Below are 13,454 nucleotides of genomic sequence, written 5' to 3' on the forward strand. Positions count from 1 at the left end.
AATGTACTCAGCCAAATATCTGAACTTATTTAGGTTGAGAGAGAGGTCTAGTGACTCACAGACTGCGATTTTTTAATTTTCAATCCACGCGGGCGTTAATTTCATGGATAGGTAAAACGAGCTGCCTCCAAATCGATCGCAATGTAAAAATACAGTAAACAATTATTTCTCTCAATCCGGAAATTTGCAGTACAATGTAAATTAACTACTTTTTCGGTGAGGAGTGCACCAGAGAAACTATGAAGCAAAACAAACAAAAATCTAATTTCAAACGTGCTCAGATCGCGCGAATTGCATCCGTAATGCTAGGCTCGGTCTTTACAGGTGTAGCGGTTGCTATGAGTCCTGTACTTGCAGTCCCCACTGCCTCCAATAATAGTTCATTAGATAAGGTGGCGGCATCTGTACCTTTGGCTGAAACTATTAAGGGAAATGTCAATGCCGCTCCTGCGACCCCCGCAACTAACCAAGTCGCTCAAGCTAGCGATGTCGCAGGCAACTGGGCAGAACCTTTTATCCGAGTGTTAGTTGAAAAGGACATTATCAAGGGCTATCCCGACGGTACTTTCAGACCCGACCAACCGATCACTCGTGCAGAATTTGCCGCTTTACTAAATAAAGCCTTCGATCTCCAACCAATCCGCGCCGGACGCAAATTTAAAGACGTCCCTGCCAACTACTGGGCGGCTGATGTCATCAACAAAGCTTATCGCAGTGGCTTTTTAGCAGGATATCCCGGCAGCTTTGGCCCCAGACAAAATCTATTGCGGATTCAAGGTTTGGTCGCTCTAGTCAATGGCAGTAAACTCGAACCATCTGGTAACTTAGACCTCAACAGCGTATTTGGTGACGCCGCGCAAGTTCCAAGCTACGGTCAAAACGCCTTGGTCGCTGCCACACAACGCTGTATCGCTGTCAGCGTCGAATACGATAGCAGTCGTCTCCCTGGCGGTAATTTTGGCCCTAACACCGTGGCTACTCGTGCAGATTTAGCTGCATACATTCACCAAGTTTTGGTCGGTTCTGGCAGGTTGCCTGCGTTAGACAAAACTAACCCAGCAAACAAGTACATTGCATCTTGTCCTCAAGGTGTCTATGTAACTACTATTACTGACCCGCAACCTGTGGCCAAGACTGCTGATGAAGCGATCGCGGCATTGAGCATCCCCGGTCAAGTCCCCGAAATCTCCGGTACGACTGCGGTTAGTACTTTCCCCGTAGGCGGTCTGGGTACGCCAACTGCTTTTGGTGCCAATACAGGTTTATTCCTCGGTGCTAGCTACCAAAACGAAACTCGCCCCAACATTTACGGCAATCCGCCCAATGCTGGCATCGTACCATTCGTACCTGGAACTGCTAAAGGGCCAGAGACTTACGCATACTCAGTCGGTCTCGGTTTGGGCGACTCGCGTAACTTCCTCGGCCTAGAAACTGTTGCTACTACCTACACCCGCAACGGTGCTGGTTCCTTCGATAATGGTGGTATCAGCTTCAAAGTTCACAAACTCTTGGGCGATAACTTTGCGATCGCGGGTGGTTATGAAAATGCCATTACCTTCGGTAACAACTCTGGCGCAGCCATCAATCCTGACGGTGGTGTCAACGGCGGTCGGACTGGTTACGGTGTAGCAAGTGTGATCCTCAACCCCGATCCAAATCTGGGCTTCTTCAGCAACACCACTCTCTCGGTAGGTGCTGGTGCTGGTCGCTTCCGGACTGTCGGCGACATCCGTGCGGGCCGCGATACCATCAACGTCTTCGGTAGCATCGGTACGCGGTTATCTCCTAATTTCTCCCTAGTTGCTGACTGGAACGGTCAAGACTTAGGAGTTGGTTTACCTATCTCGATTCCTTTTGGCGGTGGTACTTCCTTACAAATTACCCCAGCACTAGTCGATTTAGTTAATAACGAAACTGGTGGCTCTCGCTTCGCTGTTAGCGGCGGTTTGGGCTTTAGTTTCTAATCATAGCTATTCGATTTGTTACCTGTTGGAAACTTGAGGATCGATCCTTGAGTTTCCATCAGCATTATTCATCCTCTTCATCATGAGCGTAAACATGAAAATCTCGTCTTATTTGTTAGGAATGGGTGCTGTAGCTAGTTTAGTCGCACTCAACGTCACGCCAGCGAATGCCCAAGTAGGCAACGGTTCCGATAATGGCAATATCTTTACTTCCATCACCAATGTTGGTGGTGGTGGTATCGTCGGTGGTGGCGAACCAACCTACGCTTCCCAGAGCCAAAGTGCCGTCAATCAATTTTCGCAATCTTTAACCGCTAATAGCGTCGGCGATGCTGCGACATTCGATGTAATGAATGGTGGCGCACCCGGCCCATTAGTTGCAGCTTTATTACCTGCTGGCGTGCCTGCTGATGGTGCCACTGGTAAAGCAGCTACCAATTTAGCAAGTACCGTCCAAGGACTGCGATCGGGTAATGGTAATATCAGCGCGACTAAGCTGAATGCCTCGGTTGGTGCATATAACGAATATATCAAAGCTTACGTTGGCGAAGTCGGCCCCGAAAAAGCACTTACCGATGCACCTGTCGGTCAAAAAGCATTGCAAGGAGTCTTGGGTCAATTGATTCAAGTTGCCAACCAGTCGGCACCTACTGCGGAGCCACCCAGCACTCCACCATCGAGTACTCCAGTTCCACAAGTACCTACTAGTCCACCCGCTCCTACCACCCCCAGCGGTACAGAACCTACTGCTCCACCTACTCCTAGATAGTAGTAATTTTTTAGTAAAAATCGGGCAAATGACTGGGAGTGAGAAAAGTTTTTCTCGCTCCCATTATTATTGAGTATCGATATTTACAGGAGTAAATACTTACAACAGAATCGTACAGTCTCGCTCGTTAAATATAACTTGCTAACATCAGTATTAAGGTTAGTTCTGTACCACCATAGAGAATATTTAAATTGCAAAAATCTAGCGATTTGGTATTGAAATACAGATAACAATACCAGTAGTAGTGCGATAATATAAGACGATAACTTTTCCAGTGAGGAGTACGCTCGGAAAACCATGACCCAAAACAACTACCCGTTTTCCTTCAAACGCTTTGGCGTAGCCTCTCTAAAGGAGAATCGATTCGATCGAATTGTTTATTTAGTCATCGGTTCGGTTTCTACAGGAGTAATGCTTTCGGCTGGCTCCGTCCGATCGGAGCCAACAAGATCCCATAGGTACAATTTAGTTAAAATCGGTGCGGATGCACCTCTAGCCAAAACGATCGCCGCTAGCGATAATCCCGTACCTGTAACTTCAGATCCACGGCGACTCGCTCAAGCAAATGATATTGCGGGTAATTGGGCAGAACCATTTATTAAAGTTCTGGTCGAAAAAGATATTATCAAAGGCTATCCAGATGGAACTTTTCAGCCAGATCGCCCTGTAACTCGTGCCGAATTTTCGGCTTTACTAAACAAAGCCTTCGACCTGCAACCCATCCGCACCGAGCGGAAATTTAAAGATTTACCGCGCAACTACTGGGCGACTGATGTCATCCAAAAAGCATACCGCAGTGGATTTATGGCTGGTTATCCCGGCGATACTTTCGCGCCTACTCGCAATATTATCCGGATCGATAGTCTAGTTGCACTAGTCAATGGTAGTAAGCTAGCACCGACAGGCAACCTCGATCTCAATAGCGTCTTTGGCGATGCCGCACAAGTCCCCAGCTATGGCCAAAATGCCCTAGTCGCAGCCACTCAAAAATGTGTGGCTGTCAGTGTCGAATACGATAGCAGTAGACTACCTGGGGGCAACTTTGGCCCCAACACAGTCGCGACGCGTGCCGATGTCGCTGCTTATATTCACCAAGTATTAGTCGGTGCTGGTAAATTAACACCCTTAGATCGCTCTAGCCCAGCCTCCAAATACATCGCATCTTGCCCTCAAGGCGTTTATGTCACGAGTATTTCGGACACCACACCCAGAACGACCCCAAGTCTGAGTCCCGACGAGGCGATTTCCAAATTAAGCGTGCCGCAACTCCCAACAATCCCGCTCGGCAATATTACTACGGCCTACCCAGTCAATGGTCTGACAACTCCCAGTGCCTTTGGTGCCAGTTGGGGGGACTTATTCATCGGTGCCAGCTATCAAGCCTCCACCCGTGGGGCATTGTATGACATTCCACCCGTAACGGGTCAAAGTCGCCAAGATGGAGCTGCCTATCTGGGTTTTGGACTCGGCGATGCGCGCAATTTTGTTGGTTTGGAGACGGTTGCGACCTCATATAGCACGACCAATAGTGGTTTTCTCAACAAAGGGAGCTTTAGTTTCAAGCTCCACAAACAGTTTGGCGAGCAGTTTGCCATTGCTGGTGGCTACGAAAACGCCGCAATCTGGAATCGGACGCCAGGACAAAATCTCGATGGCGGTAAAACTGGTTATGGAGTAGCCAGTTTCGTCCTCAACCCCGATCCAAACATGGGCTTTTTTAGCAATACGACACTCTCCGTCGGTGGTGGTGCGGGAAGATTCCGCAGCATCGGCGATATTCGCAATGGCAAAGATAGTTATGGCGTCTTTGGTAGCATCGGAACTCGGCTCTCGCCCAACTTTTCTGTAGTCGTAGACTGGAACGGACAAGATATCGGCGTCGGTTTGCCGATCGCGGTTTACTTGGGCGATAATACCTCACTACAACTAGTACCGTCAGTCGTAGATCTAGCCAATCAAGAGACTGGAGGCGCACGGTTCTTGCTGTCGGGGCGACTTGTCGCCTATAACGCTGATAGGATAAGTCTCATAGCTCTCAAGCCTTGTTGATAATTAGGTAGTTTATGTGGGGACAAAGACATTAATTCAACAACAACCTGCCAATTACTAGATGTTGAATCGACCCATGATTCACCCCAGAGTCCAATATAGAAAGTGCTATGTCTAGCATATTTTCGGTGATGTTCTGTTTTTCTGCCGAGATATTCTTGAACTTGCTTTGATTTGATATCTATCCCTTGGATGATACTCTTCAAGTATGCTAGTGATAGCAAAATCAATAATTTGCTCAATCGTTCGCCCGTTAAATTAGTCTTTTCTAAGTTATATCCTCCGCCCTTAAAGTCTCGAAACATCTCCTCAATTCCAAATCTTTTAGCATAGGTATCAACTGCTGCTTGTAGATCTGCCAAGCTGGTCAGAATATACCAAGGCTCTTTTGTGGTAATATTTCGATATTTACCTAGCCATTTACCTGCTAGGTTAAATCCTTCAACTGGTGCAGTTTTTCTAATTGTTACTTCTTGATTAAAAAAGCTATTTCCTGGCTCTAATCCTAGCCTTTTCAGTTCAGTCCACAATTCCTCTTCAGTCTTGATACAAACATTCTTTTTCAGTCGTAAACAGAAATCTATTTTCTGCTCTCTAAGCCAGTTCGCAAGAGTAACACTACAAAATTCACGATCTCCCAGTACCAACAAGCTATAATCTGATAGGGCAGCGAATACTGGGGTTAATACTAATTGTTGGTTTTCCAATGTACTGTTCCCTTGTTTATCAAGCATTTGCCAATAAATAGGAATTGCTCTCTTTCGCCAAATCATACTGACCATCAAAATATTGTTTGATTGCCATTTGGTTCGATCTATTGCTAAATATATAATATTATTCTGTTTGACATTGCCTTTAATCCAAGCAATCACTAGTGATAACCAAACATTATCTAAATCCCATTCATCATTTGATAAAAATCTCTGGACTTTTTTTCTTCTGCTTTCAAATTTAATTGGCATCGCTAGTTTTGTTGCGATGCTTTCTAGCGTGACTTCTTTAATAGATTGCACTACTTGAATCAATAAAATTGTCAATAAGTAGTTACCGCGTGTGAATTTTTCTGACAAATGGGCATGATACAATTCTGGTAACATTTAATTGTTTTTTGGGTAAGAAGCTCTCTTACCCTATCTTTTTTGATACTATTTGTCTAGAGTTGTCTCTCTGCCGAGTTTTCAGGCGACCTGTCGCCCCGTCAGCGGTTCTTGTTAAACGCTGGCTTGGGCTTCCACTTTTAGTCACAGCCTTCTATGTTCGTTAAATTCATCTAGATAATTATTGCAAACATGAAACTTTTAGCTTACTTGTTAGGGCTGGGGGCGATAACTGGTTCGATGCTGCTCGACCTGACCCCAGTCTATGCCCAAATCGGTGGCGGTAATGATAATGGTACTGGTCGAGAAGCCATCTCCGCTCCCCGATCGCGAAATACTCAGTCGCCCGAGGCTGCGCGGCGGCAAGCTGCGCTCGACGAATTTTCTAAATCGCTGACATCAAATAGTGTGGGCGATGCCGCACTATTTGATGTTATCAATGGTGGCGCGCCAGCACCTTTAGTTGCGGCGTTGTTACCTGCCGGATTAGCGGCAGATAGTGCCACTAGCAAAGCCGCCACGACGTTAGCCGATACTGTGCGCGGACTGCGTGCCGCTAATGGCAACATCGACACCAATAAACTCCAAGCCTCGATCGATGCTTTTAACGATTATGTCAAGACTCTAGTTAGCGAAATCGGCCCAGACAAGGCCGTAACTGACGCACCTAGCGGTCAAAAAGCTCTCCAAGGATTGTTGGGTCGATTGGTGCAGATAGCTAGTCAAGGAGCCGCTATGACGCCACCCACGCCCAGACAACTCAAGTGGCTACCCACTTAATAACCGCTGCTAATTAAAATCTGATGACACACCCAACAACTCTAATTAAATCCGGTCCATCAGATTATCCATCACTCGCTCGAATTAAGTGGTTTCGACAACAGCTTTCGGCTTGGGGAGTTGTCAATCGGCGCGATTATCCCTGGCGGAGAACTAAAGATGCCTATCATCTCCTCGTCGCCGAATCTTTACTCCAAAAAACTGATGCCGATATAGTCGCACCGATTTACGAACTATTTCTAGAGCATTATCCCACCATCCAAGACTTAGCCGCTGCCAACCTCGATGATGTTGCCAAAATTCTCAAGCCATTGGGATTATTCTTTCGCGCAGAACGCTTACAGCAGTCCGCAGAGATTATTATTAGGCTATATGATGGCAAGGTACCTCAAGACCAAAAACAACTGCTTAAATTACCAGGAATTGGCGACTACACAGCTCGCGCTATCGGTTCTCAAGCATTCAACCAGCCTTTGGCAGTATTAGATGCCAATGTCGCGCGGATTCTCGAACGGTTCTTCGGTTTGCAAGGGGAAAGAGTCAAATCGCGCTGTAAGATTCTTTGGGGTGCAGCAGATTTAATCGCACCTAAAACCGACGTCGGAGAGTGGAATCTCGCGCTGCTAGATTTTGGCGCATTGACTTGCAAGGCTCAAAGTCCAAATTGCCAACATTGTCCCCTAGCTTCTAAGTGTCAGTGGAATAGCGATCGTTAATGCGATGGCTATTCCACCATTATCGGTATTTATGAATTAGACGGGTAAGAAATAATCGATAACACAGCACCTTGAGGATCTTGAATCACTGCAAATCGTCCGACATCCGGAATGTCACTCGGAGGATACTTAATTTGCCCGCCCAAATCTTCTACCAACTTAGCCGAAGCATCGACATCATCCACCGTGACGTATACACCCCAATGTGGTGGTATTCCAGCCATATCGGGGGGCATTTCCATCAAACCACCCACACCTAGCTCCCCTACATTCAAGACACTGTACATCATTCCAGAGACTGGTCGATCGACAATCTCCCAGCCAAATAATTGGGAATAAAATTCTTTTGCCGTTGTCGTGTTGGTTGTCATTAGTTCGCACCAACTGAAAGCACCATGCTGTTGCATTAAATTCGTCATCAGATTTCAACTGCTCGTGGCAGCAATGCTACGTACATGCGTACTTTTGCAGTTTCTTTGTACTGTCGTCAAGCAGGTGGGTATACAAATTTACTAACAAAGGTGGGGAGCAATCTCTGTATGATGTTGAAATCGAGATGGGTACTACTGCGAACGCTATGTGAAGTTTTATGTGGCAGAATGGAATCGACTAGCTCGGTTGCCATCAATCAATCGCCCGATCGTCATTCTCGTACCTACTTCCAATCCAAAATACTTAAATGGCTTTTCGACAACCCATAAATTGAAATCGATTTCTCTGAGCATAGCAATCTAGCAGCAATTCCAAATTCAAAATATTTCACCGATTTTTCACCGATAATCTATCTTTGCTAGTGGGGTTGGGCGGGATGGGTTAGTATTGATTAGTACAAATCTGGACTAGCTAGCATAAACCCGCCCCTACGAGATATACGAATAGGTTTGAATTTGGAATTGCTGGCAATCTAGGTACCGATAAGATACTAAGGTGGTAATTCATAAATTACCACTACCTCAATTAAAGCATAATTTAATTACACTTTTGCACCTGCTTTTTGTAATGCTATAACTATTTTTTGCCACTTACCTTTCCTAGCAATACTCAAAGGTGTATCGCCTATCTTATTTTTAACATTGACTTTAGCACCATTTTTAATTAATAGCCGCACAACTTTTACATATTCATCTTGGTAATGGTCTGCTACACCCCAAGACGCATACATTAAAGCCGTACTACCCTTACTAGCTTTAGCATTAACATTCGCACCTTTTTTAATTAATAACTCAGTCATTTCTAAGCCACCCCGATAAGTCACTCTTGCAGCAGTCATTAAGGGTGTTACACCTTCCTCGCCAGCCAGATTGACATTTGCTCCGCGCTCCAGCATAACTTTAACACTATCGATCGCACCTGCATTAATTGCTGCATGAAAATAACGATTGGGGCTACCACCCGAATTGAGAAATTGCTTTAGTTTCTCGATTCGATTCGAGACAACATCTTCAAATATCGGATCTTCTATTTCTTTACCTTGCTCGCTAGTAGATTGAGTTAAATATAGGTTATTTGGAGTTGCTAGACGCTCGTTGCTTTCGATCGCAATATGTGCCCCTGTCAAAATTGCGGCGAAAGTTGGATGACTTATTAAGACTAAATGTGCGGTAATAACTAGGCAGATTTTAAATACTGTGGACTCAGACATATTTAGAAAATATCGGGATTATCGTTTTGGCAAGCTGTGTTCGAGATTGATACTTTAAAAGTATTAATAATATCCTTAATATATATTGGACAAGCATAAACACTTTGTCTATAGTAGTGATACAACTCCACAGCAACCATTACCGCAGCCTACGCGCAACATCATGGTAAATCTATGGTCTACTACCGAACATGCCCTCGGCTATCTAGCCAAAGCAGATAGTATTGCCCATCGAACCGAGGGTGAAGCTGTCTTACTGGACTATATCCCAAAAACTGCCCAACGAATTCTCGATTTGGGTACTGGCGACGGGAGACTGATGGCATTACTAAAAATCGATCGACCCCAGGCGACAGGAATTGCGTTAGACTTTTCACCAGTGATGCTGGAAAAGGCTAGAGCGAGATTTCAAGATGATAAATCGATCGAAATCATCAGTCATAATTTAGACGATCGATTACCAGATCTTGGCAAGTTTGATGCGATCGTTTCGAGTTTTGCCATCCATCATGTCACCCACGATCGTAAGCGTTCGCTATACGAGGAAATATTTAATTTATTAACCCCCGGCGGCGTATTTACCAATCTCGAACACGTTGCCTCACCCAATCAAAATATTCATATTCAGTTCCTAACTAAGATTGGTTATACACCCGAAAATGAAGATCCATCGAATAAATTACTCGATGTCGAAACTCAATTAGGGTATCTAAGGGAGATTGGATTTAACGATGTAGATTGTTATTGGAAATGGTTAGAGCTGGCTCTATTAATTGGAATCAAACCAAATTAATTAATAGTCGATCGCGATCGAGTAATCTAGGTAGTTATCGATAACCTCAGCGGTTGGAAACCGCTGCTCATGATGCAAAGTCCGCCTGCGCGGACTAGTTAATTAGTCCGCGCAGGCGGACTTTGCAACACTAGCCCCGAATTTATTCGGAGGCGTTTAATTAAAGGCTAATATAATGCCGATCGCACCGCCACTTACATATCTCAATGGTTTGTTGTTATTTGCGACTGCTTTTATTGCAGGCGGATTGAATGCCGTAGCTGGTGGAGGAAGTTTCATTAGCTTTCCGACGCTAATTTTTACTGGCATATCGCCGATCGCGGCTAACGCTACCAATAATACTGCCCTCTGGGTGGCTGGTTTGGCAAGTGCGGGCGCGTACCGCCGCGATTTGGATGTCGATCGACGAACTATGCTGATTTTAAGTATCGTTAGTCTAGCAGGTGGATTGTTTGGATCGATCGCCTTACTATATACATCTGCCGATGTTTTTAAAAAGCTAATTCCCTATTTACTATTACTGGCAACTATTGTATTTATCTTCGGTGAATCCTTCAAAAAATGGTTGCAATCGTTCGATGTGACAAATTCATCTCAGCCACCGCGACTAATTTATTTAGTTACCGCACAACTAATAATTTCAATCTATGGCGGCTTCTTTGGCGCGGGAATTGGAATTTTAATGTTGGCAACTTTAACTTTTTTCAATATTAAAAATATTCATGCGATGAATGCGTTAAAGTCATTTTTAGCAACCTGTATCAATGGCATCGCGATCGTGCCTTTTCTGTTCGCAGGTATTATCGCTTGGAAGCAAACAATTATAATGGCGATCGGCGGTGCTCTCGGTGGCTACTTTATCGCCAACTTTGCCCGACAGATTCCATCAATAATTGTCAGGCGATTTGTATCGATCGTTGCTATAGCTATGACTACCTACTTTTTCATTCGCAGTTAGTTTAAATATGCTTAGGAAATAAAACTTATGATTAACAATCGATCGCGAGTTTACGAGCTATCACAAGCAGCTTATCAGCAAGGAGATTATACTGGTTGGTTTGAAAAACTTTACGCCGAAGCTGCTGGGAATGCCGATGCAATTCCGTGGGCAGATCGAGAACTAAATTATTGGTTGTCCGACTGGATTCTCTCTTGGAGAGGCTCCGCCAACGAACAATCTAAGTTAGTCTTGCAAGATCGACGGGTATTAGTTGTCGGTTGTGGGTTAGGTGATGATGCCGAATATCTAGCTCAATTCGGTGCTAAAGTAACCGCATTCGACTTATCTCAAACCGCGATCGATTGGTGTCATCAAAGATTCCCAGACTCGCAGGTAAATTATCAAGTTGTCGATTTATTTACCGCTCCAGCCGATTGGAAATTAAGTTTCGATCTCGTCATTGAAATTTATACAATCCAAGCATTACCTGCAAATATTCGCCCACAGGCGATCGATTGTATTGGTAATTTCGTCGCCCCCAACGGTAAACTATTAGTCGTCTGTCGCGGTCGAAACTCTGAAGATGCTTGCGATAATTTACCATTCCCTCTCACTCAAGATGAACTGAATAGATTTACAACCAGCGGATTGACTCAAGTATCTTTTGAAGATTTTATCGATAATTTAGAATCAGGTTCGCCCCGCCGATTTCGGACTGTCTATCAACGATTGGATAATACGTGAAGTGGGTGCAAGTGTATTTATTATTGTTGCTATATGATTGGATATGTATGTAAAAAGAATATGGGTTGAAACTGAAGACGGAATTGAAGAAGATATCACTTATCCTAGCTGGGAGAAAATTATCTTATATCTAAAAATGATGAATGGTTGTAGTAAACACATGATGTTTCTATATCCAGACGTGAATGAAATCGAAGATTCTGAGTTTATGAGTGTATGTGGTGGTGAGAACAACACTTTTATTTGTACGCTCCACAATGATGGCACTGATAGTAATAAATTGGTTAATGCAGATGAATCATCGAAAGAAACAGTAATGTTTTATTCTGGACAGACTTCTGGAAAGTCCAAAGATCGGATCGTAGATTTTGAGATGGTATTAAAGGCAATTAAAACTTATGTAGAAACAGGACAATTAGACAGGACATTAACATGGCGTAATTACAGTCAAGATAATTGAGATTAAACTATCCACTATCCACTATCCACTATCCCCTAATTAAAACCATGAGCAAAAACACCTTATTCGATAAAGTCTGGGACGCACATACTGTCGCCACCTTACCATCGGGACAAACCCAACTATTCATCGGTTTACACCTAATCCACGAAGTCACCAGTCCCCAAGCCTTTGCCATGATGCGCGATCGCGGATTGAAAGTACCCTATCCCGAACGTACCGTCGCCACCGTCGATCATATCGTACCCACCGAAGACCAATCGCGCCCCCTCGCCGATAGCCTTGCCGAAGAGATGATGCAACACCTGGAAAATAACACCAAAGAGCATGGCATTCACTTCTATAACGTCGGTTCTGGTAGCCAAGGCATCGTCCATGTAATTGCCCCAGAGCAAGGGCTAACCCAGCCAGGAATGACGATCGCTTGTGGAGATAGTCATACTTCTACCCACGGTGCATTTGGCGCGATCGCGTTCGGCATTGGTACCTCTCAGGTACGGGACGTTCTAGCCTCCCAAACCTTGGCTTTAGGTAAATTAAAAGTCCGCAAAATCGAAGTCAATGGCACCCTCCAACCAGGGGTATATGCCAAAGACGTCATCCTCCATATCATCCGCAAACTCGGCGTCCAAGGCGGCGTTGGCTATGCTTATGAGTTTGCAGGCACTACCTTTGAAAACATGGATATGGAAGCTCGAATGACCGTCTGTAACATGGCGATCGAAGGTGGCGCGCGCTGTGGGTATATCAATCCCGATCGAGTCACCTATGATTATCTCAAAGATCGCGATTTTGCCCCCAAAGGAGCCGATTGGGACAAAGCCATTGCTTGGTGGGAAAGCCTCCGCAGCGATAAAGATGCCGAATATGATGATGTCGTCGTCTTCGATGCCGCCGAAATTGCCCCCACAGTCACCTGGGGCATCACCCCCGCTCAAGGTATCGGCGTAGACGAACCCATCCCGACAGTAGCACAGATGCCTGTAGACGAACGCGCGATCGCCGAAGAAGCTTATCAGTATATGGATCTCGCTCCAGGCGCACCAATTATCGGCACTAAAGTCGATGTTTGCTTCGTTGGGAGCTGCACCAACGGACGCATCACTGACTTACGTGAAGCCGCCAAATTCGCCGCTGGCAAACAAGTAGCCACCGGAGTCAAAGCCTTCATCGTCCCTGGTTCCGAACGGGTGAAAAAACAAGCCGAAGCCGAAGGGTTAGACGTGGTTTTTAAAAACGCAGGCTTTGAATGGCGCGAGGCGGGTTGCTCGATGTGCTTGGCAATGAATCCCGACAAATTAGTCGGACGACAACTCAGTGCATCATCTTCCAATCGTAATTTCAAAGGTCGTCAAGGTTCTTCGTCGGGGCGGACATTATTGATGTCACCTGTAATGGTAATCGCGGCGGCGGTGACGGGTAAAGTTACCGACGTGCGGGAATTGATGAATTAAAATAATATTTTTCTAGTGGGGAAATGTGCGATCGAGTCGTAGGGGT

General features: G+C 45.1%; 14 protein-coding genes. 10 read left to right on the top strand and 4 right to left on the bottom strand.

Translation table 11 applies throughout. The features are described from left to right. The first annotated feature begins 239 nt into the window (after window positions 1-239). The 3 genes from CHA6605_RS31735 to CHA6605_RS31740 all read left to right on the top strand — a co-directional run bounded on the left by CHA6605_RS31735 (window position 240) and on the right by CHA6605_RS31740 (window position 4,782). Window positions 240-1,964 (top strand): S-layer homology domain-containing protein, encoded by a 1,725-nt coding sequence (locus CHA6605_RS31735; RefSeq protein ID WP_015160470.1) that lies wholly within the window; start codon window positions 240-242, stop codon window positions 1,962-1,964. 94 nt (window positions 1,965-2,058) lie between these two features. After that, the gene (locus CHA6605_RS16075; RefSeq protein ID WP_015160471.1) at window positions 2,059-2,733 is read left to right on the top strand and encodes a hypothetical protein; all 675 of its coding nucleotides are present in this window, start codon (window positions 2,059-2,061) and stop codon (window positions 2,731-2,733) included. A 297-nt stretch (window positions 2,734-3,030) separates the two neighbouring features. Further along, complete coding sequence (locus CHA6605_RS31740; RefSeq protein ID WP_015160472.1) at window positions 3,031-4,782, top strand: S-layer homology domain-containing protein; 1,752 nt, start codon at window positions 3,031-3,033, stop codon at window positions 4,780-4,782. Here CHA6605_RS31740 and CHA6605_RS16085 read toward each other — a convergent pair. Beyond that, on the bottom strand, window positions 4,737-5,879 hold the full coding sequence (locus CHA6605_RS16085) for an IS4 family transposase (protein WP_015157518.1): 1,143 nt from the start codon (window positions 5,877-5,879) through the stop codon (window positions 4,737-4,739). The two genes, CHA6605_RS31740 and CHA6605_RS16085, sit on opposite strands and share 46 nt — an antisense overlap. Before the next feature lie 192 nt (window positions 5,880-6,071). Here CHA6605_RS16085 and CHA6605_RS16090 point away from each other — a divergent pair, with 192 nt between their 5' ends. Further along, entirely contained in the window at window positions 6,072-6,659 is a 588-nt protein-coding gene (locus tag CHA6605_RS16090; protein ID WP_015160473.1) for a hypothetical protein, read from the top strand. A 23-nt stretch (window positions 6,660-6,682) separates the two neighbouring features. Continuing rightward, window positions 6,683-7,375 (top strand): HhH-GPD family protein, encoded by a 693-nt coding sequence (locus tag CHA6605_RS16095; RefSeq protein WP_015160474.1) that lies wholly within the window; start codon window positions 6,683-6,685, stop codon window positions 7,373-7,375. Window positions 7,376-7,404: 29 nt separating this feature from the next. On the opposite strand, the gene CHA6605_RS16100 is transcribed toward CHA6605_RS16095, so the two are convergent. The 3 genes from CHA6605_RS16100 to CHA6605_RS16105 form a co-directional block, all read right to left on the bottom strand. Beyond that, window positions 7,405-7,794 carry a VOC family protein gene (locus tag CHA6605_RS16100; protein ID WP_015160475.1) on the bottom strand — a complete coding sequence of 130 codons (390 nt, stop codon included), beginning with the start codon at window positions 7,792-7,794 and terminating at the stop codon, window positions 7,405-7,407. Between the two features lie 168 nt (window positions 7,795-7,962). Further along, window positions 7,963-8,100 carry a hypothetical protein gene (locus CHA6605_RS34230; RefSeq protein WP_015160476.1) on the bottom strand — a complete coding sequence of 46 codons (138 nt, stop codon included), beginning with the start codon at window positions 8,098-8,100 and terminating at the stop codon, window positions 7,963-7,965. 248 nt (window positions 8,101-8,348) lie between these two features. Further along, window positions 8,349-9,017: an ankyrin repeat domain-containing protein gene (locus tag CHA6605_RS16105; protein ID WP_015160477.1), complete on the bottom strand. Its 669-nt coding sequence runs from the start codon at window positions 9,015-9,017 to the stop codon at window positions 8,349-8,351. 163 nt (window positions 9,018-9,180) lie between these two features. Here CHA6605_RS16105 and CHA6605_RS16110 point away from each other — a divergent pair, with 163 nt between their 5' ends. The 5 genes from CHA6605_RS16110 to leuC all read left to right on the top strand — a co-directional run bounded on the left by CHA6605_RS16110 (window position 9,181) and on the right by leuC (window position 13,408). Next, window positions 9,181-9,810, top strand: a complete 630-nt coding sequence (locus tag CHA6605_RS16110; RefSeq protein WP_015160478.1) for a class I SAM-dependent methyltransferase — start codon at window positions 9,181-9,183, stop codon at window positions 9,808-9,810. Window positions 9,811-9,985: 175 nt separating this feature from the next. Then, window positions 9,986-10,768 carry a sulfite exporter TauE/SafE family protein gene (locus CHA6605_RS16115; RefSeq protein ID WP_015160479.1) on the top strand — a complete coding sequence of 261 codons (783 nt, stop codon included), beginning with the start codon at window positions 9,986-9,988 and terminating at the stop codon, window positions 10,766-10,768. Window positions 10,769-10,795: 27 nt separating this feature from the next. Beyond that, window positions 10,796-11,494 (top strand): class I SAM-dependent methyltransferase, encoded by a 699-nt coding sequence (locus CHA6605_RS16120; protein WP_015160480.1) that lies wholly within the window; start codon window positions 10,796-10,798, stop codon window positions 11,492-11,494. Between the two features lie 43 nt (window positions 11,495-11,537). After that, the gene (locus tag CHA6605_RS16125; protein WP_015160481.1) at window positions 11,538-11,954 is read left to right on the top strand and encodes an Imm1 family immunity protein; all 417 of its coding nucleotides are present in this window, start codon (window positions 11,538-11,540) and stop codon (window positions 11,952-11,954) included. A gap of 47 nt (window positions 11,955-12,001) precedes the next feature. Continuing rightward, window positions 12,002-13,408, top strand: coding sequence for a 3-isopropylmalate dehydratase large subunit (gene leuC / locus CHA6605_RS16130; RefSeq protein WP_015160482.1), 1,407 nt, complete (start codon window positions 12,002-12,004; stop codon window positions 13,406-13,408). Window positions 13,409-13,454 lie beyond the last annotated feature (46 nt).

Origin of the sequence: Chamaesiphon minutus PCC 6605, assembly GCF_000317145.1 — a bacterium.
Classification (GTDB): domain Bacteria; phylum Cyanobacteriota; class Cyanobacteriia; order Cyanobacteriales; family Chamaesiphonaceae; genus Chamaesiphon; species Chamaesiphon minutus.